The sequence below is a fragment of the Corynebacterium sp. genome (assembly GCF_022712275.1).
Classification (GTDB): domain Bacteria; phylum Actinomycetota; class Actinomycetes; order Mycobacteriales; family Mycobacteriaceae; genus Corynebacterium.
This window is the reverse complement of the sequence record NZ_JALAGU010000041.1, coordinates 1-24,662: the sequence shown is the minus strand read 5'-3', so window position 1 is coordinate 24,662 and position 24,662 is coordinate 1. Positions and strand designations below refer to the sequence as shown.

25 protein-coding genes and 1 pseudogene are annotated in these 24,662 nt (G+C 66.9%); 13 read left to right on the top strand and 13 right to left on the bottom strand.

Annotated features, from left to right (window positions below; genetic code table 11):
* Positions 1-63: 63 nt before the first annotated feature.
* Positions 64-1,719 (top strand): sensor histidine kinase, encoded by a 1,656-nt coding sequence (locus Q0A27_RS09610; protein ID WP_291474942.1) that lies wholly within the window; start codon positions 64-66, stop codon positions 1,717-1,719.
* Entirely contained in the window at positions 1,716-2,396 is a 681-nt protein-coding gene (locus Q0A27_RS09605) for a response regulator (protein WP_291474941.1), read from the top strand. Before Q0A27_RS09610 ends, Q0A27_RS09605 begins: the two co-directional genes overlap by 4 nt.
* A 3-nt stretch (positions 2,397-2,399) precedes the next feature.
* On the opposite strand, the gene Q0A27_RS09600 is transcribed toward Q0A27_RS09605, so the two are convergent.
* Entirely contained in the window at positions 2,400-3,683 is a 1,284-nt protein-coding gene (locus Q0A27_RS09600) for an HNH endonuclease signature motif containing protein (RefSeq protein ID WP_291474939.1), read from the bottom strand.
* A gap of 87 nt (positions 3,684-3,770) precedes the next feature.
* Positions 3,771-4,247, bottom strand: coding sequence for a hypothetical protein (locus Q0A27_RS09595; protein ID WP_291474937.1), 477 nt, complete (start codon positions 4,245-4,247; stop codon positions 3,771-3,773).
* A 218-nt stretch (positions 4,248-4,465) separates the two neighbouring features.
* Between Q0A27_RS09595 and Q0A27_RS15050 the strand changes: the two are divergent.
* The 4 genes and pseudogenes from Q0A27_RS15050 to Q0A27_RS09575 all read left to right on the top strand — a co-directional run.
* A pseudogene (locus tag Q0A27_RS15050) lies at positions 4,466-4,996 on the top strand (FAD-dependent oxidoreductase); the annotation flags it as partial.
* A 74-nt stretch (positions 4,997-5,070) separates the two neighbouring features.
* Positions 5,071-5,706, top strand: a complete 636-nt coding sequence (locus tag Q0A27_RS09585; protein ID WP_291474934.1) for a hypothetical protein — start codon at positions 5,071-5,073, stop codon at positions 5,704-5,706.
* The gene (locus Q0A27_RS09580) at positions 5,703-5,888 is read left to right on the top strand and encodes a hypothetical protein (protein ID WP_291474932.1); all 186 of its coding nucleotides are present in this window, start codon (positions 5,703-5,705) and stop codon (positions 5,886-5,888) included. Before Q0A27_RS09585 ends, Q0A27_RS09580 begins: the two co-directional genes overlap by 4 nt.
* Before the next feature lie 30 nt (positions 5,889-5,918).
* Positions 5,919-6,257, top strand: coding sequence for a hypothetical protein (locus Q0A27_RS09575; protein ID WP_291474931.1), 339 nt, complete (start codon positions 5,919-5,921; stop codon positions 6,255-6,257).
* 87 nt (positions 6,258-6,344) lie between these two features.
* Here the strand turns inward: Q0A27_RS09575 and Q0A27_RS09570 are convergent, their stop codons facing one another.
* The 7 genes from Q0A27_RS09570 to Q0A27_RS09540 form a co-directional block, all read right to left on the bottom strand.
* Complete coding sequence (locus Q0A27_RS09570; protein WP_291474930.1) at positions 6,345-7,814, bottom strand: APC family permease; 1,470 nt, start codon at positions 7,812-7,814, stop codon at positions 6,345-6,347.
* 9 nt (positions 7,815-7,823) lie between these two features.
* Positions 7,824-9,047, bottom strand: a complete 1,224-nt coding sequence (locus tag Q0A27_RS09565) for an FAD-dependent oxidoreductase (RefSeq protein ID WP_291474928.1) — start codon at positions 9,045-9,047, stop codon at positions 7,824-7,826.
* On the bottom strand, positions 9,047-10,192 hold the full coding sequence (locus Q0A27_RS09560; RefSeq protein WP_291474926.1) for a tyramine oxidase subunit B: 1,146 nt from the start codon (positions 10,190-10,192) through the stop codon (positions 9,047-9,049). Before Q0A27_RS09560 ends, Q0A27_RS09565 begins: the two co-directional genes overlap by 1 nt.
* A 51-nt stretch (positions 10,193-10,243) precedes the next feature.
* On the bottom strand, positions 10,244-10,840 hold the full coding sequence (locus Q0A27_RS09555) for a TetR/AcrR family transcriptional regulator (RefSeq protein WP_291474924.1): 597 nt from the start codon (positions 10,838-10,840) through the stop codon (positions 10,244-10,246).
* Positions 10,841-10,902: 62 nt separating this feature from the next.
* The gene (locus Q0A27_RS09550; RefSeq protein WP_291474922.1) at positions 10,903-12,126 is read right to left on the bottom strand and encodes a lamin tail domain-containing protein; all 1,224 of its coding nucleotides are present in this window, start codon (positions 12,124-12,126) and stop codon (positions 10,903-10,905) included.
* Between the two features lie 49 nt (positions 12,127-12,175).
* Positions 12,176-13,090: a 3-hydroxyacyl-CoA dehydrogenase gene (locus Q0A27_RS09545; protein WP_291474920.1), complete on the bottom strand. Its 915-nt coding sequence runs from the start codon at positions 13,088-13,090 to the stop codon at positions 12,176-12,178.
* A 39-nt stretch (positions 13,091-13,129) separates the two neighbouring features.
* Complete coding sequence (locus tag Q0A27_RS09540; RefSeq protein ID WP_291474919.1) at positions 13,130-14,032, bottom strand: NADP-dependent oxidoreductase; 903 nt, start codon at positions 14,030-14,032, stop codon at positions 13,130-13,132.
* Positions 14,033-14,072: 40 nt separating this feature from the next.
* On the opposite strand from Q0A27_RS09540, the gene Q0A27_RS09535 reads away from it, so the two are divergent.
* The gene (locus tag Q0A27_RS09535; protein ID WP_291474916.1) at positions 14,073-14,936 is read left to right on the top strand and encodes a CoA transferase; all 864 of its coding nucleotides are present in this window, start codon (positions 14,073-14,075) and stop codon (positions 14,934-14,936) included.
* Here the strand turns inward: Q0A27_RS09535 and Q0A27_RS09530 are convergent.
* Positions 14,908-15,159 carry a hypothetical protein gene (locus Q0A27_RS09530; RefSeq protein WP_291474914.1) on the bottom strand — a complete coding sequence of 84 codons (252 nt, stop codon included), beginning with the start codon at positions 15,157-15,159 and terminating at the stop codon, positions 14,908-14,910. The genes Q0A27_RS09535 and Q0A27_RS09530 overlap by 29 nt on opposite strands.
* A 130-nt stretch (positions 15,160-15,289) precedes the next feature.
* On the opposite strand from Q0A27_RS09530, the gene Q0A27_RS09525 reads away from it, so the two are divergent.
* Together Q0A27_RS09525 and Q0A27_RS09520 are read left to right on the top strand one after the other, a co-directional pair.
* Positions 15,290-15,775: a hypothetical protein gene (locus Q0A27_RS09525; protein WP_291474913.1), complete on the top strand. Its 486-nt coding sequence runs from the start codon at positions 15,290-15,292 to the stop codon at positions 15,773-15,775.
* A 35-nt stretch (positions 15,776-15,810) separates the two neighbouring features.
* Positions 15,811-16,737, top strand: a complete 927-nt coding sequence (locus Q0A27_RS09520; protein WP_291474911.1) for a D-isomer specific 2-hydroxyacid dehydrogenase family protein — start codon at positions 15,811-15,813, stop codon at positions 16,735-16,737.
* Here the strand turns inward: Q0A27_RS09520 and Q0A27_RS09515 are convergent.
* Entirely contained in the window at positions 16,731-17,183 is a 453-nt protein-coding gene (locus Q0A27_RS09515) for a DUF1990 domain-containing protein (protein WP_291474910.1), read from the bottom strand. The two genes, Q0A27_RS09520 and Q0A27_RS09515, sit on opposite strands and share 7 nt — an antisense overlap.
* A gap of 40 nt (positions 17,184-17,223) precedes the next feature.
* Here Q0A27_RS09515 and Q0A27_RS09510 point away from each other — a divergent pair, with 40 nt between their 5' ends.
* From Q0A27_RS09510 to Q0A27_RS09495, 4 genes are all read left to right on the top strand, one after another.
* Complete coding sequence (locus Q0A27_RS09510; protein WP_291474909.1) at positions 17,224-17,970, top strand: hypothetical protein; 747 nt, start codon at positions 17,224-17,226, stop codon at positions 17,968-17,970.
* A 312-nt stretch (positions 17,971-18,282) separates the two neighbouring features.
* Positions 18,283-20,034, top strand: a complete 1,752-nt coding sequence (locus tag Q0A27_RS09505) for a BCCT family transporter (protein WP_291474976.1) — start codon at positions 18,283-18,285, stop codon at positions 20,032-20,034.
* A gap of 78 nt (positions 20,035-20,112) precedes the next feature.
* Positions 20,113-20,970: a 3-hydroxybutyryl-CoA dehydrogenase gene (locus Q0A27_RS09500; protein WP_291474907.1), complete on the top strand. Its 858-nt coding sequence runs from the start codon at positions 20,113-20,115 to the stop codon at positions 20,968-20,970.
* A gap of 135 nt (positions 20,971-21,105) precedes the next feature.
* A complete protein-coding gene (locus tag Q0A27_RS09495) occupies positions 21,106-21,315 on the top strand; it encodes a CsbD family protein (protein WP_291474905.1) in 210 nt (69 codons plus the stop codon).
* Between the two features lie 6 nt (positions 21,316-21,321).
* On the opposite strand, the gene Q0A27_RS09490 is transcribed toward Q0A27_RS09495, so the two are convergent.
* On the bottom strand, positions 21,322-23,247 hold the full coding sequence (locus tag Q0A27_RS09490; RefSeq protein ID WP_291474903.1) for an ABC transporter ATP-binding protein: 1,926 nt from the start codon (positions 23,245-23,247) through the stop codon (positions 21,322-21,324).
* Positions 23,244-24,449 (bottom strand): aminotransferase class I/II-fold pyridoxal phosphate-dependent enzyme, encoded by a 1,206-nt coding sequence (locus Q0A27_RS09485; protein ID WP_291474901.1) that lies wholly within the window; start codon positions 24,447-24,449, stop codon positions 23,244-23,246. Before Q0A27_RS09485 ends, Q0A27_RS09490 begins: the two co-directional genes overlap by 4 nt.
* Between the last annotated feature and the right edge of the window lie 213 nt (positions 24,450-24,662).

Here is a 24,662-nt window from a genome sequence, read left to right as displayed (position 1 = left end):
CTGCGCACACTGGTACTTCTGCGCATTGTGCGCATCGGTGGTGAGGGCGCTAAAATCATCCGGATGCGATACTCCACCCGGGTCCTGCTGCTGCAGTTGGCGACCGTCGTCGCCGTCGTGGCCGTGTGCGCCGGGGCGTTCTCCTGGATGACCTACGACCGGCTGCGGGACGAGGCGGCGAGCTCCGCTGTCGGCATCGCCCGCAGTGTCGCGTCCTCCCCGCAGGTCAGGGAAGAGGTGGACTCCGGTGACGCGCCGTCGGCGGGAAGCGTCCTCCAGTTGTTCGCGCAGGACACCACCGACCGCACCGGTGCGCTGTTTGTCGTGGTCACTGACCGGGACGGCATCCGGCTGGCGCATCCGGATGCTGACCGGATCGGCGAGCAGGTCAGTACCGACCACGAGGCTGCGCTACGCGGAGAGGAGGTGACCGCCTGGGAATCCGGGACGCTCGGCCGCTCCGCCCGGGCGAAGGTCCCGGTCTATGCGCCGGGTACCACGGAACCTGTCGGTGAGGTCAGCGTGGGATTCCGGCAGGCACAGGTCTTCGACGACCTGCCCCGGCTGCTCACCGCCGTCGGTGGTGCGGCAGTGGGAGCGGTCGTGCTCGGGCTCGTCGCCTCGGTGATCATGCGCCGCCGGTGGGAGCGGGTGACCCTCGGACTCCAGCCGGAGGAGCTCACCGAACTGGTCCGCGCACAGTCCGCGGTACTGGAGGGGGTTGACGACGGCGTCCTCTCCCTCGACACCGACGAGGTGGTCCGGGTGCTCAATCCGGCGGCGCAGACACTGCTGCAGGTGCAGGACGCCGTCGGTCGGCCCCTCGCTGACCTCGGCCTGTCGCAGGATGTGGTGCAGCGGCTGCGCGCCGGGGAGCCCTGTGACCAGGTTGTCGTCGGTGAGCGGGTGCTGTATCTGGACGCTCACCCGGTGCGGCGGGACGGCCGACTGCTCGGCGCCGTCATCGTCGTGCGCGACCGGACCGACCTGCTCACCCTCAGCCGACGCCTCGGGTCGGTCCAGGCACTGGGCGGTGCACTACGGGTGCAGCGTCATGAGTTCGCCAACCGGATCCACGTCGCCACCGGACTGCTTGATGCAGGACGCGCCGACGACGCCCGTGAGTTCCTCGGGGAGATGACGGAACGCGGGCCGGTGGACTTCCCGTTGGAGAACGCGCGCCTGCTCACAGAGCCTTTCCTGCAGTCCTTCCTCGGGGCGAAGTCGACCGAGGCCGCCGAACGGGGAGTGGTGCTGCGCATCGGTGAAGAGACTCTGGTCCTCGGTACGATCGCCCCGGTCTCCGCTGTGGAGGACGTCGCGACGGTGCTCGGCAACCTGGTCGACAATGCGGTGACTGCTGCAGTGGCAGGTGACTCTGACGGCGGTGATGCGTGGGTGGAGGTCACCGCCCTGCAGGACGCCGACGGCCTGACCTTCGTCGTCGCGGACTCCGGACCGGGAATGCGGGATGTGGGTGAGGGCGGTGCCACTGGGTCTGACTATGGCTCTGACCCTGATCCCGTCCACGGCCATGGCATCGGCATGACACTGTCCCTTGACCTGGTGAAACGTCGCGGCGGGGAGCTGTGGATCATCGATCCCGGCGGCGACGACGGCGGCGATGGCGGCACAGGTGCGGTATTCGGGGTGCGGTTGCCGCACATCGTGAGTACGGACGACGACAGTGGCGATCCCACGGATGGAACGGAAGAATGACAGCGAAGAAGACCGGCCGGACGCTGCAGGTGCTCGTGGTCGACGACGATTTCCGGGTGGCACAGATTCACGCCGACGTCGTCAGCGCGACCAAGGGCTTCGAGGTTGTGGGTACCGCGCGGACTGTCGGGGAGGCGCGCGAGCTGATCGCCAAGCGTCCGCCGGACCTGCTGCTCGCGGACGTGTATCTGCCCGACGGGAACGGCATCGATCTGGTCCGGGCGTCGGGACTCGATGCTTTTGTCTTGTCCGCCGCCACCGAACCGGCGACCGTCCGCAGTGCGTTGGCTGCCGGGGTGCACGCCTACCTCGTCAAGCCGTTCACCAGGCAGTCCCTGTCTGAACGGGTGGACCGTTTCACCCGGTTCCGTCGGATCGTGGATACCCCGCATGCGCTCAACCAACAGGACATCGACAAGGCGTTGTCACTGATGCACGGGAGTACCCGACCGGCGAGTGCCGGCGGTTCAGCTACGGAGCAGCTCGTCCTCGATGCGCTGGGTGATGAAGAGCGGTCCGCCGCCGAGGTCGCCGAACTGACCGGTGTCTCCCGGGCAACTGCTCAGCGACGCCTGGCCGCGATGGCAGGCCGGGGCGTGGTGACGGTGCGGCTGAAGTACGGGCAGTCCGGACGACCCGAACACCTCTACGCGAGATCCGGGAAACCGGGGTGGTGACGTTTACTCGTTATGGGGAGGATCCTCCGGTTCAGGTTCCTCGGGTTGTGTCTCTGTGTGTTGGCGGAAGTACGGGGCGGTGGGGCCACTGGCGTAGGTGGTGTACGTCTCGCCGTGTGGTCCGGTCCAGTGAACGGTGAGCCCCCGGTCGGGTGAGGCGGCTTTCCAGATGCCGAGGGTCTTGGCCCGGTGGTGTTCGGGGCAGAGGTTCTCGAGGTTGTCGATGCTGGTCGCTCCGTTGCTGGTGGGGTCGGTGTGTGGGGAGTTCTCGATGTGGTCCTTCTCGCAGCGCGTGGCCGGGACGGTGCAGCCGGGGAAACGGCAGTGTCCGTCGCGGGCCTCGGCGGCGAGCTGGACGAGGAGGGGGAACTTGTAGGCGTCGGTGACGGTGAGGTCGCCGGGGTTGTCCGGCAAGGTGCGGACGCGACCGTTGGGGGAGGTGCGGGCGGCGGACTCGAGGCGGTCGGCGCTGTCGACGTCGATCCAGCCGATGTCCGGGCTGTAGGCGGTGCCGGTGCCGTGCACGCCGTCCGTGGTGGTGCGGAAGAGGTTGACCGTCACGGCGAGGCTGTCGGGGTTGTCGCCGAGCAGGTCGAGGAGGACCTGGGCCTTGACCTCGGCGCGGGTCGGCAGCTCCGGTGCGCTCTCGGGATTGTCGTCCCTGATCCTCCGGAGATCGGTGAGGACGGTCTTCGCACGGTCGGTGAGGGCGTTGTCGATGCCGGCGGCCATGGTGGTGTCGCCGCAGGTCAGCGTGAGGACGTTGCCACGACGCGTGAGGTTGGCGGATTCGCGTTCGGCGCGGGCGGTGGCGGTGGTCAGGCCGGGGGCGACGTCGGTGAGGAGGAGGTCGAGGTGGTCGCGCAGGTCGGCGAGGTTGACGGTGCCGGTGCCGGGGTGGTCGTCGAGCCAGTCGGCCAGGGCAGGCTCGACGGCGTTGTCGAGACTGGTGCGCATGTCACTGACGAGAGCGGTGGGCACGGTGGACAGGTGGCGGTGGATGCGGGACCAGATGAGGTCGAGGTGGTCGACGGTCAGTCGCTTGCGTTCTGAGGCGGTGGTGAACAGATCGTTCATGCGTTCTGCTATGTCTGCGGCACGGGTGAAGCGGACGGCATCGGCGCGGGTGCGTCCGCGCCAGGCCAGGGCGGTGGCCGTACGGGCGGACTTGTCGGTGGTGGTGAGTGCGGCGACCAGGCTCATGTCCATGGTGTTCATCAGGGGGATGATGGACGCGGTGATGTGGTCGGAGATCTGTCGGTGGCGGTCTTCGAGGGTGGTGGTCATGGTCGGTGACCCTCCTTTGTTTCACTGGGACAAACGATACATGAGCCTCCGGATGCCGTCAACCACCTGTTCGAATCTGGAGTCCGGCTATGATGCCGGAGTGCCCGGGATGGTGACCGGGATCCTCACCGCCATCGACTCCTTCCCGCAGGTCGCCTTGGTGTTCTCTGCCTGCGACGTCGCCGCCGTATGCATCGAACAGGTCCATCCGTTGGACAGTGTCGTCAGCAGAGGGTTGCCGTGCGAGCTGTCCTGCCAGGTCGAGAGACAGCCGTGGAGGGTGTCGGCAGCCTCCTTGCAGTCCACCGTGCCCTTGACCACGATCACGCGCGTATTCCACCTGTCATCGGCGTAGAGACCGTCGTCCGCCTCGCCGCAGAGCCCTCCGACCTCACGGCTGCCCCCGACGAGATTGCGCTCAGCCGGCGTCCGGCCCGTGGCGCTGAAGTCACCGTCGTCGTAGGTGGACTCCCTGCCCTCGCGCTCGCACGCCATCGCCCGGACGCCGGAGGCCACGCAGGTCGTCCCGGCCGCACTGATCCGCTGGACCGGCCGCAGTACCATCACCGAAGCTGGACCTTCGAGCGTCCAGCTGACCAGCGAACCGGTGGTGTAGTCGGAGACGTCGACGCGAGCAGGAGGACGCCTCCGGCGGCGCCGAGGGTTCTCCGGATCATCGTGGGGTCCTCTCGTGGAAGTTCCGGTGGGAAATCTATCAGGGCATTAGACTTCTCTCCCGCGATCTCCCTTTCTTCTGCGACTCCTTCCACGGCGGATCGCGGATGATCCGGATGAGGTACATGGAGGGGACTCCTATGTCCCGCTGCTCCGACGCGCCTTCGAGCTCTGGGATGACCTCGATCAGGACGCAGACATCGTCCACTACGTCGGCGGGCTCTACGCCGGTGCCCCGGATCCACGACCTGCCGCACGAGAAACTCACCGCTGACCAGGTCCACGACCGCTGGCTACAGAACCGCCTCGCTCCGGGCGAGGTCGCGGTGTTCGAAGAGACCGCCGGGTGCGTCCGCCCGGAGAACACCGTCGAACTGCAGCTGCGTCGCGTGCAGTCCAGGGGTGCTGACCTGCGCTTCGGGGTGACCGTCACCGGACTCGCCCCACGTTCCGGTGGGGGAGTCGAGGTCAGCACCACCGACCGCGTCCTCACTGCAGGAAGCGTGGTCCTCACCGCCGGTGCCCGGGCACCGCAGGCCACGACGACGGCGACGCCACCGACGGTGCGCTCATCCACGGCGTCGACGGCACCACGCGCCACGACATCACGCTGTTCGATCCGGCGAGGTTCTGATCCCCCCGTCGTCACCGCCCGTCCGGCAACTGTGGCACGGTGGTGGGGAACAACAACTGTCGTCCGAGGAGTCCTGTCGTGTCACACCGAGAACGCCGCACCGTCCGTCTGTCCGCCGTCGCCGCCGTCGGTGTACTCGGCGGGGCCCTGCTGCTCGGCGGCTGCGACAACGACGGGACAGGGGTGGAGGACGCCGGCAGCAACGACAACCACGTCGACACCGCGCTGAGCTCGTCGACCCCCGCTGAGGCCCGGGACGACCAGTCAGCCCCGCAGCCGACCGAGGGGCAGGACGTCGCTCCGCAGCCCGCCCCGTCCCAGTCGGACGCCACGCCGGCTCCCGCACCCGCCACTGTCGCCGCCGGCAGCTACCAGGTCCCGATGGGGGAGTACACCCTGCTCTGTGACTTCGTCGACGAGCCCGAGGCCGTGGGTTACGCCTGGGCCTGTGAGGCGCCCGCGCACCTCGGCTGGGGTGCAACCGACGGTGGCGAGGCCAATGCCGTGGCCTACCGTCCCGGCGGCGACCCCGAGGTCTACGCACTGCTCGGCAACTCCGGCATCAGCCCGACCGACCGCCTGCCCGCTGACGGGGTGACCACCGTCGGCGAGCGCTACACCGTGGACGCCACCGCCGGGGACGCCGTCACCGTCACCGACAGCACCACCGGTGCCGCGGTACAGCTCAGCGCGGACGGCTACCAGCAGCTGTGACCGACACCACCGACCGGATCATCACCGGGCTCACGGCATCGGTCGATCCCGCTGTCTTCGCCGTCAACCGTCGGCACGGCGATGATCACGCCGTGAATCTCAGTCTTCTGCGCTGGACCGTGAAGGACGCCACCGCGGGCATGAAACCCGCCGCCCGGCACGAGGTCGGTCTCGCCCTGTGACAGGACGGCGAATCCGCCGCCCGCCTCGCCGTGACCCTGCTGCTCCGGCCGAAGAGCTGCATAGCCGACGATCTGGTCCGGATGTACCGGCAGGTGTCCACCTCCAAGGAACGCGCCTGGCTGCTCAGCTACGTCATCGTGAAGTCTGGCCATGCCGCCGCACTGCGCGACCGGTGGTTCGGGGCCCCGGAACCGGTCATCGCCGCAGGCAGGGACGCCGGGCCACGTGACCTCACGGCGCTCCTCGACCGGATCGAGGCGGAGATGGCGCCCTCCCCCGGAGGTGCTGCAGTGGTCGCAGAACGAGGTCCTGGACCAGATCGGCGTAAACCAGCCCGAACTTCGCGACCGCGCGGTGGCGGTCGGTGAGAAGCTCGGGGTGTTCCGGACCTATCCGACGGCGAAGAACTGTGTCCCGCCGTTCGCGCCGGTGTGGAGCGCCGAGATGGTGGCCCGTCAGCCCTGATCCCCGGACTTGTCCCTGGCCATCCGCTTCGCCATGTTCCGGGTGATGACCTTGTCGTCATACTCGGGGACGAAGGTGGCGAAAACCGCACCGAGGACGAAGACCACCGGTGCCGAGACCGCCATGATCCAGGCGACGGACGCACTGCCGAAGAGCACGGTGAAGTTCGTGACGATGAAGAACAGGGCGGTGCCCAGTCCGAGGAAGGACAGCGCCGGCGCGACGAGCCGCTTCCATGTGGAGACCGTCAGGTCAGGGCGGGTGCGGAACCAGACGACCACGGCCATCGAGACCAGCAGCATGAGGATGACGATGGTGAAGGTCGCCAGCCCGGAGAACCAGGTGAAGATCTCGGTCACCGGGTCCATCCCGACCACGGCGCAGACCGCGGTGAGCAGCAGGATGGTCGCGGTCTGGACGATGGAGGACATGTGCGGCGACCGGTGTGTCAGGTGTACCGCGCGCAGCGCCCGGGGCAGGCCACGCTTGTGCGAGATGGCGTGCTGGTAGCGGGTGAGCACATTGTGGAAGGACAGTACGCAGGCGAAGAGGCTGGTCAGCAGCAGGACGTCGACCACCGGACCCGCCCAGTCGCCCAGGAAGTTCCGGGCGGTGTTCGCGATCATGTTGTCCGGGTCGTTCGTCGCCTCGGCCAGGACATTGTCGGTGCCCCACGCCTGGACCACGGCCCAGCCGGAGATGGTGTAGAAGATGCCGATGACGGCGACGGAGATGTAGGTCGCCCGCGGGATCGTGCGGTCCGGGTCTTTCGCCTCGGAGCGGAAGACGGTGGTCGCCTCGAAGCCGATGAAGCCGGCCATCGCCATCATCAGACCGATGCCCATTGACCCGGAGAACATGTGCTCCGGCAGGAAGGGATCGGCGTTGAGCCCCTCGGCTCCGCCCCTGCCGGTGACGACCACGTCGATGAGGACGACGATGGCGATCTCGGCGATGAGCAGGATGCCCAGGGCCTTCGAGCTCAGCTCGATGTTGCGGTAACCGAGGTAGCCGACCATGCCGGCGACAGCCAGTGAGTACAGCCACCAGGGGAGTTCGACCACCGGGGCGATGAGCGAGGACAGCTGCGCGCCGAGGAAGCCGTAGACCGCGAACTGGATGGCGGTGTAGGTCAGCAGGGCGAGGTACGCCGTGCCCATACCCAGACGGCGTCCGAACGCGGTCTCGACGTAGGAGTAGAATGCGCCCGGCTCATCGATGAACTTCGACATGGTGGTCAGTCCCACCGAGAAGAGGATGAGGATGACGGCGCTGAGGGCGTACATCGCCGGGAACCCGGCACCGTTGCCGATGGACATGCCGATGGGCATGGCACCGCCGATGACGGTCAGGGGTGCTGCAGCGGCGATGACCATGAAGACGATGGAGGCGGTGGACAGGGACCCGGATGTCAGGCCCTGGTCGGACGCCGTGGGTGCGGTGGTTGTCGTGGTGCTCATGGAAAGCTCCTAGTGGACGGTGGCAGGGATGATGGCGGTGGACGGTTCCCGGGCGGCGACGGGGTAGTCGAAGGCGGCAGGACGCAGCGGGGAGTCGCCGGTCACCGCCAGTTCGGCGGCGATACGGCCGTAGACGGGGGCGAACTTCATGCCGTTACCGCTCATGCCGGTGGCGACCGTGACGGAGCCGTCGGTGCCCGGTGCGTGGCTGAGTACCGGTGCGTGGTCGGTGGTGAAACCGTCGTGGTGCAGGGAGATCCGCACCGGGGCGTCGAGCATGTCGTTGAAGAAGGCGGAGGCTCTCTCGGAGAAGACCTGCTGTACGTCTGCCGGGATTTCGCCGGTGCGCAGTTGCCCGAGGTCGTCGGGGGTCGTGCCTTCACCGATGAAGTCCCCGTGGGAGATCTTCACGGAGTAGCCGTCGATCGTCGGTGCGCCGTAGCAGTGCCAGATCTCGCCGTTGTCGCGGACGATGTCGCGCATGAAGATCGGCAGTCTCGACGGCAGGAATCCGGTGATGTCCAGCGGCAGGTACCAGGTCAGCGGGATGCCCTGCACACTGATGTGCCCGGCGAGGTCGGGGAAGAGCTCGGCGGCCCAGGAACCGTTGGCGATGATGACCTTGTCCGCGGTGACCTCACCGCGGTCGGTGCGGATGAGCGTTGTTTCCCCGCCGGGCTCCACGGCCAGCACGCGGGTGTTTTCCCACAGCTGCGCACCGGCGTCGATCGCGAACTGCTGGGCGTAGGCGACGGACAGTTCGGGGCGGATTCCGCCGCCGGCCGGGTCGATGATCGCGGCGTCCGGCGCAGCTCCCGGAGCGGATGCGGCGAAGACCGGGAAGCGTTCGGCGAGCTCCGCGGCGTCCAGCACCTCGTGGTCGAGGCCGAATTCCTCGATGACCTCCATGGTCTGCACCATGGTGGGGAAGTCGGCGGGGCCGACGGAGATAGCGCCGACCGGCAGGAAGATGTCCCGGCCGGAACGTTCGTTCATCTCCAGCCACATCTCACGGGCCTGCTGCACCAGGGGGATGTAGATGCCGCCCTCCTTCAGGGCGACGCGGAACAGCCGCGACTCCCCGGAGTAGGAGCCCTTCGTGTGGACCCGGCCGAAACGTTCGATGCCGAGGACGCTGGCCCCGGGCACCAGTTCGGTGAGCTGCCACAGCGCCATCGATCCGATGGTGCCGCAGCCGATGACGACGTAGTCGTAGTGTGCGGGAGTGGTCATCAGGCCATCTCCGGGGTATCCCACACCGGCAGCACGGTGCCGATGTTCTTTTCGCAGGCACGGCGGTACAGCGTCGTCGCCCAGGCCACGTCCTCGACCGGCATGCCGCCGACGGAGTAGATGACGATGTCGTCGTCGCTGCGCCGACCCACGGCGTTCCCGTTGATGACGTCGGCGATGTCGACGACCTCGCCGGAGGGGAGGGTGCCGGACTTCTCGAGGGCGAGAAACCTGTTGCCGATGATGCCGACGGTCTCGAAGGCGTCGTCGCCGAACTCCTCGTGCCAGCATTCGTAGAGACTGCGGTTGTCGAGGACGAGGCGTCCGGCACCGGAGGCGAGCCACTCCTCGGGGATGTTGACGCAGGAGGGGATGGACACGAACGCGCCGGGGGAGAGCCATGCGGGGTCGAGCTGCGGGTAATTGCCGGAGCCGATCGGGGCGGTGGTGGTGTAGGCGATGACCTGGGAGTCCCGGACCGCCTCCTCGGCGGTGTCGCAGATCTCGATCGTGGTGAACTGCGGCAGGGTCTCGTGGACCCAGGCGATGAAACTGTCGATACCGGCCCGGCTGCGGCCCTTGATCTTCACGGTGTCCAGGGTCGGGACGCCGGCGGCGAAGGCCTGGAGTGCGGTCCTGCCCATGACACCCGGCCCGATGACGGCGGCGACGGTTGCGCCGGGTGTCGCCAGGTGCCGGGCGCCGACACCGGAGACAGCCCCGGTGCGGTAGGAGGAGAGGAGATTGGCGTTCATGACGGCGAGCGGGGCACCGGTGTCGGCGTCGTTGAGGATGAAGGTGTGGATGGAGCGGGGCAGTCCGGACTTCCGGTTCTCGACGTTGGAGCCGTACCACTTGACCCCGGAGGTGTGGAACTCTCCGCCGAGGTAGGCGGGCATGGCCATGAAGCGGCGGTCCGGGCCGTTGAGCGGCATGCGCTCGTGGGGGGACTGTTCGGGGAAGAGGACCATGGCGCCATGGGAGTTGTTGTTGGCGCCGGCCATCCGGTAGTCGCCGGCACCGAGCAGGGAGAACATCTTCTCCATGGTGTCGACGCAGGCGGGCATGTCCTTGACGCCGGCGGCGACCATGTCGGGTTCGGAGAGGTAGCGGGTCTGGAGTGTGGTGGGGAGCGTTACTGTCATGGGTGACAGTCAACCGCCGCTGTGTTTCTGTCCCGTTGCCGCGCGGTGACGTTATTGTACGGACGGAGAAAAACGAGCGATGAAGCGGTCGAGCAGTGCGGTGAGCCGGTCGACATCTCCCTCGGGTGTACCGAAAGCTGCGGTGATCTGCGCCCCCATCAACAGATTCTGCAGGTCATCGACTGCTGCGGTGATGTCTGTGTCTGCGGCGACTTCGCCGTCGGTCACCGCTTCGGCGACGCGGGCGGTGAAGAAGTCACGCCAGGAGCTGAAGCTCGTCGCGAACAGCGCCGCCTCATCCTCGTGGTTCAGCGCACGCTGCCAGAACGCCAGTGCGACCCGGGCCTCCGCCCGACGGACATCATCGAGCGGCATGATCTCGTACGCCAGCGTCCGCAGACCGGCAAGTCCCCGCTCGGTGCTGGACAGGGCGGCGCGGATGTCCGTCGCCTCGACGACGTACCGGTAGGCCTCGGTGATGACCGAGTCCTTGCCGGGGAAGTAGTAGCGCAGCAGCCCGTTGGAGTAGCCGGTGACCTCGGCGATGCGCCGCGTGGTCACTGCATCTATCCCCTCGTCGGCGATCAGTCGCCAGACCGAGCCGATGATCTCGTGGCGTCTCAGGGCATGGTCGACTTTCTTGGGCATGACCACCGACCTTAGCCGACGGCACCCCGCAGACTGACGCCGTCGGTGTCACTGTCATCGGTTCACAGGTACCGCTCGGTGCCGTCGGAGGTCGTGACGTGCGCGTAGCCCTCGTTGCCGACGTCGTCCATGCCCTCCGGGCGGGCGTTGAGCGTTCCTGTCACCGGGGCGAAACCGCCCTCGGTGTCCGCCAGGACGACAGACGCCCCGCCGCAGGTCTCGTCGCACAGCACCGTCAGTTCACCGGAGTCCGCGTCATAGTCACTGGCCATGACGCCGTCCAGTGGCGTGTCGTAGCGTTGCAGCAGATCCGGATCCGCGTCATCCAGCGTCACGAAGAGCACCTCGGCGGTCGCCTCGACGCCCACCGCGAAGGTCGCGGGCGAGGACGCGTCGGAGATCCAGCTGATCGACTCCGGTCCACTGTTCGCGTCGAGGTCCCCGGTGAAGTCGGCGAGGTTCCACTCATCGGTGGCGGTGAGTTCATCTGCATCACCGTCCGGCAGCTCATACCGCAGTACGGAAGGACGCGACACCTCGTCTCCCTCACCGTCACGCTCGGTGGCGACATAGAGTGCCCCGTCCGGCCCCACGGTGACGCCCTCGGCGTCCGGTTCACCGGACCCGTCCGGGTAGCGCAACTGGTAGCTGTCGGTCACGTCGTAGCCGGTATCGGTGGGGGTGAGGACGTAGAGCGTCCCGGTGGCGTTGTTGACCACGTAAGCGGTGCCGTCCTCGGCGAGGTCCACGCCGGACATGTCCTCCGTGTCGAAGTCGTCCGGCATGTCGATGTCCTCGATGGGCAGCGGGTCCGAGGGCCACGATTCGACAGTGTTCGTCAGCCCGGGGGTGGCGGCGTCGGTCTCACTGAAGTCCCCGGAGGTGTCGGGCACCCGCCCCCAGCTCGTGGCGGCGTCCTCGTCCCAGGAGGTCGAGTCGATCTCCACGTCCTCGGTGTCGGTGAGGGTGACGGAATCCTCGGAGCCGAGTCCGAAGTCCGGTTCGGTGTTGACGACGAGGTACCCGCCGGCCTCGATGATGCTGTCATCAGGCAGGGTCAGCGGGTCGTGGTCGTCGTCGGCGAGCCCCCAGCCGGAGACGTCGACCGCCTGGTCGCCGGTGTTCGCCAGCTCCACCCAGTCGCCGGCATCCCCACCGTCGGACCGCACTTCGTTGATGACGACACCGGAATCCCCGGTCCCGTCGTCGGAACTGCAGGCGACGAGGACCGGGGAAAGCAGGGCGGAAATGGCGAGGAGAGCGGCGGCGGTGCGTAGTGGTTTCACATCACCGCAGCCTAGAACGCACAGATCGGCGCATCCTGAGAGTCGGTCGTCAGTCCTCGTAGATGACCCAGTCAGGATTCGGCCGGACGATATTCCCGTTCCCGTCGTACTCGTAGAATCCGCAGCCGTCACCGCGACCTGCCTTGCCCCGGTCGATGCCGCGCTCCTGGAGGAGGTTGTTGAACTTCTTCTGGGACTCGGTGTCGTCCACCCGGTTGCGGCCGATGTTCACGGCGACGTTGAAGCCGACGATGTCGTAGGTCTCGAACGGGCCCTTCGGGGCACCGGTGGAGACCTTCCAGTCCTCGTCGATGACATGGGGGTTGGCGACCTCGTTGGCGTAGAGGTCACCGGCGGCGTTCAGCCACGGGATGAGCAGGCTGTTCAGCAGGTAGCCCGGGGTCTCCTTGTGGACCGGGAAGGGCTGCAGGTTGATCTCCCGGGCGAACTCGACGGTGCGGTCGAAGACGGCGGGATCGGTCTTCGGGGTGGCCATGACCTCACCGGTGTTGGAGCGCCACACCATGTTCGCGAAGTGGAGGGCCAGGAAGCGGTCGGCGCGACCGGTGGCGTCCGCGAAATCGGAGGGACGCAGCGAGGAGGAGTTGGTCAGCAGGATGGCCGGGTCCTTCACAGCCTTGCCGACGTTGCCCCAGACCTCCCGCTTGAGGTCGAGGTTCTCCGGGACGGCTTCGATGACGACGTCGGCGTCCCCGACGGCCCCGGCGATGTCGGTGGAGGTGGTGATGCGGCCGACGGCCTCATCGAACTTCTCGGCGGTGTAGTCCGACAGGTCCTTGGCGTAGTGGCCGCGCATCCACTCCCAGCGGTCGGGGAGCTTGTCGAGGAGCTCCTGCCTGATGTCGTAGGCGACGACATTCTTTCCTGCGTAGGCGGCCTGCATGACGATCTGGGAACCGAGGACGCCGGTCCCCAGCACGGTGACATTCTGAATTTCGCTCATGACAGCGACAATACTCCTGAATTAGGATTCAGAGATGGGTCAGAACCTGACGACCGTCTTCCCCAGTGCGTGCCCGTTCTCCACTGCGGCGACCGCGTCGGCGGCACGGGGGAAGGGGAAGGACGCCGAGATGTGCGGCGTGAACGTGCCGTCGGCGATGAACCCGGCGAGTTCGGAGAATACGGCGCGGCTGCGCCGGCGGGTCACGCCACCGCCGACGGACGGGTCGGCGACACTGCGGACCGGACCGGCGGTCATCCCGAGTGCGTCGAGGAGGACCTCACCACCGACGAGGTCGATGACGGCGTCCACCGGTCCGGCCTCGTTCACCTGCGACACCCAGTCGTCCCCGGCGGCGACATGGGTCGCGCCGAGAGACTCGACGAATTCGTGCTTGTCCACGCCGGCGACACCGGTGACCTTCATGCCGAGAGCGCGCGCGAGCTGCACCGCACAGTGCCCGACTCCGCCGCCGGCGCCGAGGACCAGCACTGTGCCACCGGTCTCCAGGCCGTCGTGGTGCAGTTCGTTGAGGATGTCCCAGGCTGTTCCGGCGGCCACCGGGATGCAGGCGGCCTGCGCAGGGGTGACCCCCTCGGGCACCGGGGTCACCCCGACACCGTCGAGGTAGACTTTCTCGGCGAAGGAACCGGTGCCCGAGACGGTGTTGCCGAACACGGCCATTCCCGGGGCGATGCCGGTCACAGGGTCTGCCGCGAGCACGAGGCCGGCGGCCTCACGACCCATCGCCATGGGGAAACGCACCGGGAAGCTGCCCTGCCGTTCCCCGGACCGGACCTTGATGTCCGCGGGGTTCACCGAGGTGACGGTGGTCGCGATGAGTACGCTGCCGTCGGGCACGGTGGCAGGGTCGGGAGCCGGGACGTCGAGGAAACCGGCGACGTCAGGTCCGCCGTAACTGCCGAAACCGAAGATTCGCATGCCCCCCAGATTAACCGGTGCCGTCGTTAGGATCGGAGTGGTGTCTGCTCAAACCGCTGAATCTCCGCTGTCCGGCGTCCGCGTCGTGACCCTCGCCCCGAATCTCCCCGGACCGGTCGCCGCACACCGCCTGGTCAGGCTGGGCGCGACTGTCACCAAGGTCGAGTCGCCGGCGGGTGATCCGCTGGCCTTCGCGTCCCCCGACTACTACCGTCTGCTCGCCGTCGGGCAGGAGGTGCGGACGCTCGATCTCAAGGACGCTGCGGGACGCGATGCGCTGGAGAACCTGCTGGCGGACGCCGATCTGCTGATCACCTCGTCGCGTCCCAGGGCATTGGAGAAACTGGGTCTGGCCTGGAAGGAACTGCACACCCGGCACCCGCTGCTGAGCCAGGTCGCGGTGGTCGGTCACGCCGGTGCAGGCGCCGACCGGCCCGGCCACGACCTGACCTACCAGGCGGAGGCGGGAACACTGGCCCCGCCGACGATGCCGGTGATCCCCGTCGCCGACCTGGCCGGTGCCGAGCGGGTGGTGGGGGACGCCACGGCGCTGCTGTTCCAGGCGTCCCGCACCGGAACCGGCGGCTACCGTGAGGTGGCCCTGGCGGAGGTTGTCGAGGATGCCGCGACGTCGGTGAGGACCGGCCTGTGCGGCCCGGGGACACCACTGGGTGGCGGTCTGCCGACCTACGGCATCTACCGTGCCGCAGACGACGGGTGGATCGCCCTGGCGGCGATCGAGCCGCATTTCATCGTTCGGCTGGGGGAGGAGCTCGGTGTCGATCCGATGGACCGTGGTGCGCTGGCGGAGGCGTTCCTCCGGCGCAGTCGGGACGCGTGGGCACGGTGGGCCGCCGAGCGTGACCTGCCCCTGGTTACTGTGCGGCAGGCTCCCCGGCGGTGATGTCGGAGGTCATGTAGCCGGTCTCCGGCTCAGCCTCGGTGGCTGCAGCGGACTCGCCGGCGGAAGTCTCCGGGACGCCGCCACCGGTGTAGCCGGACTCCGGGGTGACGTCGGTGACGTGCGCGGAGTCGCTGTCCTTCTGGTGCGGCGGGGAACATGCCGTGATACCCAGTGCCAGAACGGCGGCGGCGGAAAGGGCAGCGGTACGGCTGATGCGGATCATCTGAACGTCTCCTGGTTCATCGGTGCAGTCATGGAACGTCTCGTCACTTCGGCACCATCTTAAATGGTCGGTGCCCGGGAACAGAACGCGCATACCCGTTCGGGTGTGCAGGCCGGGTTACACTCGAACGATGGATTCACGCGACAACTACCCCGACCGTGACCGGCCGCAGCCGCCGGACTACCGGCGTCTGCCGGAGGGCGCACCGACGGAGCAGTTCGGATACCGGCAGCCGTACCAGGGTCAGCAGTATCAGGAACCCGCGTACCAGCAGCCCGAGCCCCCGCAGAAGCCGCGCCGCAACAGCACCGGTGTGTGGATCTCGGTCATCCTGCTGCTCGCCGCGCTGATCGCGCTGCTGTTCTTCATTCTCTGGCTCAACAACCGTGACGATGACAGCTCCGGGACCACGGTGACCCGGACCGTCGAGGAGACCACCCCGGAGCAGACGACCCCGGCCCCGGAGCCGGACGAGGGCAACGACAACGGTTCTGACCCTGGTGTCCAGATCCCCAGTGAGCTGCCCAGCCAGGAGGATCTCGAAGACTGGGGTAACCAGCTCGGCGACGATTTCGACGACTTCCTCAACGATCTCGAAAACCGTTTCGGGAACTGAGCCGGAGGTCGTTGAGGGGGGTACAAAGGGATGGCATGAAGATCAACATCGCAGCCATCCCCCTGCCGGAGACCGCCGCAGCCCTGGAGGCGGAGGGGGCGGTCATCGTCGACGACATCGCCGATGCCGACGCCTTCCTGTGCGTCGCCATGAGCCCGGACAGGTTCCCCGATCTGCCGGAGCGGGTGAAGTGGGTGCAGCTCTGCCAGGCGGGGATCGAGGGTTTCCTCGACGCCGGCGTCGTCACCACCGGTCCGTCCGGTGACCGCCGCTGGTCCAATGCCTCGGGGATCTACGGCCGCCAGGTCGCCGAGGCCGCCGTCGGCCTGCTTCTCTCGGTGACGCACATGCACGTCCGCATCGCCCGTGAGAAGACCTGGAGTGTCTGGCGGGAGGTGGACAAGGGGACCCGCTGGCTGGCGGGGTCCACCGTGCTCATCGTCGGCGCCGGCGGTATCGGACGCCATCTCATCGACATGCTCACACCTTTCGGCGTGGAGTTCATCGCCGTCAACCATTCCGGACGCCCGGTCGACGGCGCCCGTCAGACCGTCGCCTTCGACCGGCTGGGGGAGGTCCTCCCGGAAGCCGACCACATCATCCTCTCCGCCCCGCTCACCGATGACACCCGTGGTCTCATCGACGCGGACGCCCTGGCGTCCTGCCGTCGTGGCGTGACGCTGGTCAACGTCGCGCGGGGCCCGGTCGTCGTCACCGACGATCTGGTGGACGCCCTGAACTCCGGCCAGGTCTCCGGGGCGGGACTGGACGTCACCGATCCCGAGCCGCTGCCGGACGGGCATCCGCTGTGGGACATGGACAACGTCACCGTCACCACGCATTCCGCCAACACCGTTTCCTCGATGGACCGCCAGCTCGCGAAGCCCGTCGTGGAGAACTACCGGGCCTTCCTGGCGGGGGAGCGGATGCCCACCGAACTCGACGTGGACGCCGCTTACTGACTCCCGACCGCACCGGCGTACCGGCGTGCCATGAGCCGCTGGGCAGCCAGCGCCACCGGCCCACCGAGTCGGGTGAGCCAGTGCGCGGGCCGGGAGAACGCCGAGACGGTGACCACTACGTCGCCCGCGTCCGTCAGATCGATCCGGAAACTCTCCTCACCCTCCTCCAGGTGCCCCGGCAGGGTGCCGTAGACGAGGAGGGTGTGTTCGGGCCCGGAGTCCCGGACGAGGATGCGGCATGGCGAACTCAGTGACCGGAGGCCGAGCGGACGGATGGTGACCACCCCGTCGACGGTGAACGGGCCGGTGAGCGGGGCACCGGCGGCCCGGTGCGCCCGGCCCGACAGCAGTGCCGAGACACACCGTGCGTAGGCGTCCTCCCCGTGTCCGACGACACGACGGTGACTGAATGTGCTGTACGTGCGGGATCCGGCTTTTCCGGGCATAGGTACCTCCTGTGGCGTGGACAGTCTAGACTGCGGAGTCATGAGCTTTCTCCGTAAAACCACTGTCCTTGGTGCGCTGGCACTCACCGCGACCGCCGTCTCCCCGGCAGTCGCCGGCGCCACCACCACCCACGGCGGAGCGCCCATCATCATCGCCGCCGACAACGGTGCCGAAGGTATGTGCACCCTGAACTCGGTCGTCCAGAAGGGCGACGACTACTACGGCATCACTGCCGGTCACTGCCTCGATCCGGAGGAGTTCGGCGGTCAGCCCGTCAAGGTCACCACCGAAAACGGTGAGCTTCTGGCGGACGCCGACGACATCACCGCCGGCGGTCACCTCCTCGACGGCGGCGCGAACTACCTCGAGCCGGATGCGGGCCTGAATGACTTCGGCTGGTTCCGTCTCGACGAGTCCGTGGACCCGGACGTCAACGGTATCTCCAGCACCGCGGACACCGGCATCCCGCTGCTCGATCCGCTGCTCACCGGTCAGCGCATCGAGACCGGTGCCCCGGTCCCGGTGACCCAGAACCTCGTCGGCGGCATCGTCTGCAAGGACGGCGCCAAGACCGGCCGCACCTGTGGTCCGGTCATCTCCGTGAACACGCAGAGCCAGGAGGTCTTCGCGGCCATCCCGGCCATCGCCGGTGACTCGGGCAGCCCGCTCTACGTCCTCGGCCCGGACGGCAGGACCCATGTCGTCGGCACCCTGTCGAACGGCTCCCCGGTGCTGTTCAACGTCTTCGACGGGACGCAGAACCACCTGGACCGCGTGGGTGCCTGAATGTCATAGCGACACCGCAGCGCACTGCCAGGAACCTGCCAGGGACGGCTCGTAGATTCAGTGGTGTCCCCGAGAGAGACGGGATGAAACGGAATCGGAAGGAATCTTCTATACGGCAGCTGCGCATTCTCCTCTTGAAACGTCAGCAGAACACCCCCGGCCATGTCAGGTGCCGGGGGCGTTCTGTGTCTGCGGGTAGACTCAGGTGTCACCTGTTCACCTGACCTCTACCATCCGGGGAGACCCGGAGGAACCGGACATGTTGTGACCACTTCACCTGACACCGGAACGACCACTTCTGCCGGGGAGGAGGTGAAGGACGAGAAGAGAGGCCCGGATCCGCTGATCCTGTGGACCTCGGCAGGGTTCATCGTCGTCTTCGTCGCCGTATGCATCCTCTTCAGTGAGGGTGCGCGTGACGTCTTCGGCACGATCTCCGACTGGTTGATGACCAACCTCAACTGGATGTACATCGGCGGCGTCACTCTGGCGATGATCTTCCTGCTCGTCCTCGCCGTCAGCCACTTCGGCCGGATGCGCCTGGGGCCGGACGGCGAGGGACCCGAGTACTCCCTCAAGAGCTGGTTCGCGATGCTCTTCGCCGGTGGCCTGGGAAGTGTCCTCATGTTCTGGGGTGTGGCGGAGCCGATCAACCACGCGGTCAACGTGCCCATGCAGAACGAGGAGCCGATGTCCCATGAGGCCGTCAACCAGGCCATGGGCTTCACGATGTACCACTTCGGCATCCACATGTGGGTGATCTTCGCCCTGCCCGGCCTCGCCCTCGGCTATTTCATCTACAAGCGCAACCTGCCGCCGCGGGTCTCCTCGGCGTTCGCACCCGTCCTCGGCGGCGCGATCTACGCCTGGCCCGGCAAGCTCATCGACGCCCTCGCCATCATCGGCACCGTCTTCGGTATCGCCGTGTCCCTGGGGCTCGGCGTCCTCCAGATAGAGTCCGGCCTGGGCACTGTCTTCGGTATCGAGGGCTCCACACTGCTGCTGGTGGGGATCATCGTGGTCATCGTCGCGGCGTCCTGCTGGTCGGTCGCCGCGGGCCTGGACAAGGGCATCAAGAACCTCTCGAACATCAACATCATCATGGCCGTGGTCCTCATGGTCTTCGTCCTCGTCGCCGGCCCGACGCTCCTGCTGCTGCGTGGCACCCTGGACACTGCTTCGCTCTACGCCGAGTGGCTGCCCCGCCTGATGTTCTGGTCGGACTCCGACGAGATCACCACCGAAGGTTGGCAGGGCACCTGGACGGTCTTCTACTGGGCGTGGACGATCTGCTGGTCGCCCTTCATCGGCATGTTCGTCGCCCGCATCTCCAAGGGACGCACAGTCCGTGAGTTCGTCGGCGGTGTGCTGGCCCTGCCCGCCCTGTTCATCCTCATCTGGTTCTCCGTCTTCGGGTTCGCCGGCATCAACGCCGAGCGCAACAACCCCGGCAGCGTCTCCGGACCCGTGGTGGAGGACGGGGACGCGGCGTCCTCACTGTTCATCCTCCTGGACACCCTGCCCTGGACGACAGTAGTCAGTGGCTTCGCTCTGGTGGTCGTGGCGATCTTCTTCGTCACCTCGATCGACTCCGCCGCACTGGTCACCGACATGTTCGCCGTCGGTGAGGAGAATGTCACGCCGACCTGGCAACGCGTCCTGTGGGCGGTCTCCATCGGCGCCGTCGCCGCGGCGATCCTCATCATGTCGCCGGATGCCGGTATCGAGGCTCTGCAGGAGATATCGATCATCATCGGCCTGCCGTTCTTCCTCATGTTCTTCGTGATGATGTACTCGATCCTCAAGGGCATGAACGCCGACTACCACGCCCGCCCCGAACCACGGACGCGGCAGTGGGACAGGACGCACACCCCGGAGGATCTGGAGGCGAACGAGCGCAAACCTGCTCCCGGTTACGACAACGCGGGCCATGAGCTGCCCACCGCGTCATACGACGCCGACGGCAACCTCATCATCCCCGGAAACATCATCGTGGCCGGCGATCTCGGCGTGGTCGGGGAGGTCGAGGACGCCGACCCCGGGGACTATGAGGAACTCAATTAGAGTCGGATGTCACGGGGAGCAGTGACCCCGGTTACACTATGCAGATATAACAATTCGTCTTGTGACAAGGAGAACAACATGGTTCAGCGTGTAGGTGTCATCGGAGCCGGCCAGATGGGCGGTGGCATCGCCGAGGTCGCCGCCAGGTCCGGCAGCGACGTCCTGGTGTGGGAGGCCAAGCAGGAGTTCCTGGACTTCGGCAAGGCCAAGATCGAGAAGTCTCTCGCCAAGGCCGTCGAACGCGGCAAGCTCTCCGAGGAGGACCGGGACGCCGCCCTCGGACGCCTCACCTTCACCACCGACCTCGAGGACTTCGCCGACCGTGAGCTGGTCATGGAGGCGATCATCGAGAACGAGGACATCAAGAAGGACGTCTTCTCCAAGCTCGACGCCATCGTGACGGACAAGACCGCGCCGCTGTGCTCGAACACCTCCTCGCTGCCGATCCAGACCATCGCCTCGGCCACCGAGAACCCGGGTCGCGTCATCGGTCTGCACTTCTTCAATCCGGTGCCGGTCCTCAAGCTCGTGGAGGTCATCCCGGCCCTCACCACCACCGACGAGACCGTCGGGACCGCCCGCACCTACGCCACCGAGGTGCTCGGCAAGACCGCGATCCTCGCGAAGGACCGTTCCGGCTTCATCGTGAACTTCCTCCTGGTGCCCTACCTGCTCTCCGCCATCCGCATGGTCGAGCAGGGTGTGGCCACCAAGGAGGACATCGACACCGGCATGAAGCTCGGTGCGTCCCACCCGATGGGCCCGCTGACCCTCGCCGACATGGTCGGCCTGGACACCTGTGCCTTCATCGCCGACGTCATGCACGAGGAGTACGGCGACCCGTCCTACGCCTGCCCGCCGCTGCTGCGCCGTATGGTTCAGGCCGGCCAGCTCGGCCGCAAGTCCGGCAAGGGCTTCTACGACTACAGCGCGTAGTTCGGAAGTTGGCCCCGTTCACTTCTGTTTCGGCAGTGGAAACGGGTGCATGCTGCAGACTTCTCCGGTACAAGTGGAGGTAGTCCGCGTCGCCGACGCGGTCATCGCAACACAACCCTGAAGGAGTTGGTCAGCATGTCCGGAATCGACGATCTGAAGAACAAGGCCGAGGATCTGGCCGGCAAGGCCAAGGAGGCCCTCGGTAACGCCTCCGACAACGAGTCCCTCAAGGACGAGGGCAAGGCCGACCAGGTCAAGTCCGACGCCAAGCAGAAGGGCGAGGAGCTCAAGGACAAGGCCACCGACGCCGCCAACAAGTTCATCGGCAGCGCCAAGGACGACTAGTTCCGGCTAGTCTGCAGCTTCCACCGGACCCCCGTCGACGACAGGTTCATCCTCGTCATCGACGGGGGTTCCGTCATGGAAGCCGAAGCTGCGCAGCCGCTTCCGGTCCGCGGCCGAGGAACTGGCGGTCAGGCGCAGCAGCTCCGCGTAGATACCTCCGGAAGTCGCCAGTTCGGCAGGGGAGCCGATCTCCCCGACATGACCGCCGTCGAGGGTGACGATCGTGTCGACCGTGGCGATGGTCGACAGCCGGTGGGCGATGACCAGCGTAGTGCGTCCCACCATCAGTTCCTCCAGCCCCGCCTGGACGGCCTGCTCGGCTCGGGTGTCGAGGGCGGAGGTCGCCTCGTCGAGGACGAGGATGGGGGCGTCCTTCAGCATGGCGCGGGCGACGGCGATGCGCTGCTTCTGTCCACCGGACAGCCGTAGGCCGCGCTCGCCGATGACGGTGTCGTAGCCGTCGCTGAACCTGGTGATGAAGACGTCGGCATTGGCCCGCCGGGCGACGTCGAGGATCTCCTCGTCAGTGGCGTCGGGTCGTCCGTAGGCGATGTTCTCCCGGATCGTGCCGGAGAACAGCGACGGTTCCTGGAAGACCACGCCGACCATGCTGCGCAGCTGCGCGGCGGTGAGGTCCGCACTGTCATGACCGTTGATGCGCAGTGAACCGGCGGTCGGCCGGTACAGTCCGAGCAGCAGGTTGACCAGGGTGGACTTTCCGCCACCGGACTCGCCGACCAGGGCGACCTTCTCGTTGTGGTGGGCGTTGAACGAGACCTTGTGGATCACCTCGTCCTCCGGGGCGTCCGAGTCGTAGCCGAAGGACACCCTGTCGAAGTCGATGACCGGGGCGTCCGGCGAGATCGAGGGAAGCGGTTCGACCGGCGGCAGTGGCTCCACGAGGTCGGCTCCCCGCGGGGATGCGGCGTCGAGCAGAACGGCGTCCGCGGTGGGCTCGGGGATCTCGTCCATCGCTGCGAAGTAGTCGCGGGATCCTCCGGCGGCCTTCTGCGCCGAATCGACCATCCAGCTCATCATGGACGCCGGGCCACGGATCGTTGCGACCAGCTGGACGAGCAGCACCATGTCGCCGAGGCTGAAGTGACCGTGCAGGGTGCGGATGAAGAGTACCAGGTAGATGGCCAGGAAGATGACGTTCATACCGCCGGTGCGGATCGCGTCCATCAGATGCCACCAGCGCGACTGTGCCTTCGTGAGATCGACGGTCTCGGCGAAGTGCTCCTGGAATCCCCGGAGTTCGCGCCGCTCGGTGACGAAGGACTTCACGACCTTGACCTGGCCGATGACCTCGGCGAAGCGGCCCTGGGCGGTGTCGATGTGGCGGTTCTTCTCCTTCTCCCACACCATCCAGCGCTTGCTGGTCAGGGCGGTGAGCCACAGGTACAGCGGGAAGACGATGAGGAGCAGCAGGGTGAGTGGCCAGTAGTACCAGGAGGTCACCGCGAGCACGAGTATCACGGTGAGCATCATCGAGAAGAAGTTGTTCGCGAAGCTCTGGATGAACTGGGTCAGGCCGAGGATCGAGCGGTCGAGCCGGGAGATGACGGTACCGGTGACCTGCCTGTCGAAGTAGGTCTGCGGCAGGGAGAGCAGTTTGGCGAAGTACCGGTCGGACAGCAGCTGACGCATCTTCAGTGCCATGACGTCGCCGAACCAGCCGCCGATGTTGTGCACGACGGTGAAGGTCAGCTCGGCGGCGAACAGCGCCAGGGCGATGAAGATGACGACGGTGACGGCGTCATCCATGTCGCGCAGCCCGTTGACGGCGTCGACGATGACGTCGGTCGCCGCCTTGATGAGGAAGGGGGCCGCCAGGTTCAGCAGCGCGGTGGCGGTGGACGTCACGATGACCATGACGTAGTAGGGCCAGAGTTGGCGGGTCGAGCGGAGTATTCGGGTCAGACTGTTCACAGGTCTCCGGGGACGGGTCCGCCACCGTGAAGGTCGGCGGCGGCGATACGGTCAAGTGCTTCGTCGAGAATGGCCCTGGAGGTTCCGAAGTTCAACCGAGCATGCCCTGCCCCGACCGGACCGAAGTCGGTGCCCTCGTTGAAGGCGACCTTGGCCAGCGTCCGGAGACGTTCGGCCGGCCGGGTGACGGTGCCGTTCCCGTCACGCAGCCGGTCAACCCCGGAGAGGTCGAGCCAGGCGAGGAAGGTCGCCTCCTGCTGCGGTAGCCGGATGCCGGGGAGCACCTCGGGCAGCCGCTGTGCGAGGTGCTCCCAGTTCGCGGCGAGGTAGTCGACCTCCTCGACGAGCCAGTCGTAGCCTCCGGTGTAGGCGGCGGTGGCGGCCTTCAACCCGATGGTGGAGGCCTCACCGGTGAGCAGGTTGGACAGACGGCCGATGATCTTGGCGTCCTCCGGGTTCGACGCGATGATCTGCGCGCACTTCAGCCCGGCGGTGTTCCAGCCCTTGGAGGTGGCGGTGACCGTGACGGTGTTCGCCGCAGCGGTCTCCGAGACTGTGGCGGTGGGGATGTGGTTGCCGGAGTAGACCAGCGGGGCGTGGATTTCGTCGGAGATGACGCGCACATGGTGGGCGGCTGCGAGGTCGGAGACCGTGCTCAGCTCCTCTGCGGTGAACGCACGGCCCAGCGGATTGAACGGGTTGCACAGGATCATGGAACCGACGCCGTGCGGGTTGGACGCGGATGTGAAGGCCTGTTCCAGGGCTTCGAGGTCGAAACCGTTCTCGCCCATCGGCACGTAGACGGCCGGACGCCGGGTCGCCTGCGGAACTTTCTGGAACGGAGGATAGGCGGGCATCGGGATGACGATGGTCGACCCCTCCTCGGTGAGCGCCTCGATCGCCACCATGACGCCCTTGACGACGTCGGGGCAGTAGGTGACGTTTGCGGGGTCGATCGTCCAGCCGTGGCGGGCCTGGGAGAAGGAGGCCAGTGCCTCGGCGAGTTCGCGGGACGCTGCACCCATTTCCGGGTAGCCGAAGTACTCACGGTCGACGGCGTCCTTCACAGCCGCGGCGACGGCGGGGCAGGTCTCGAAGTCTGTTTCGGCGACCCACAGTGGCAGGACGGAAGGGTCGTATTTCGTCCATTTCATCGTGCTGCGGGAGCGGAGGGTGTCCAGGGAAGGGAAGGTGAGAGACATAGTGACCAGTCTATGTGCAGTGGGGGCAGGGGAGAGGAGCGGGCATCGGCGGCGATGCTAAAAATCATACGCGTTCGAACACTTGTATTGTTTTCGGTCAAGATGTATCATCGGTGACAGACGCCCGACACCTCACCACACCGCTCTCCACCACCCCGCCCACACTCTGCTCATGATCCCCAGGGGGACACCATGACCACCGTCACCACTACT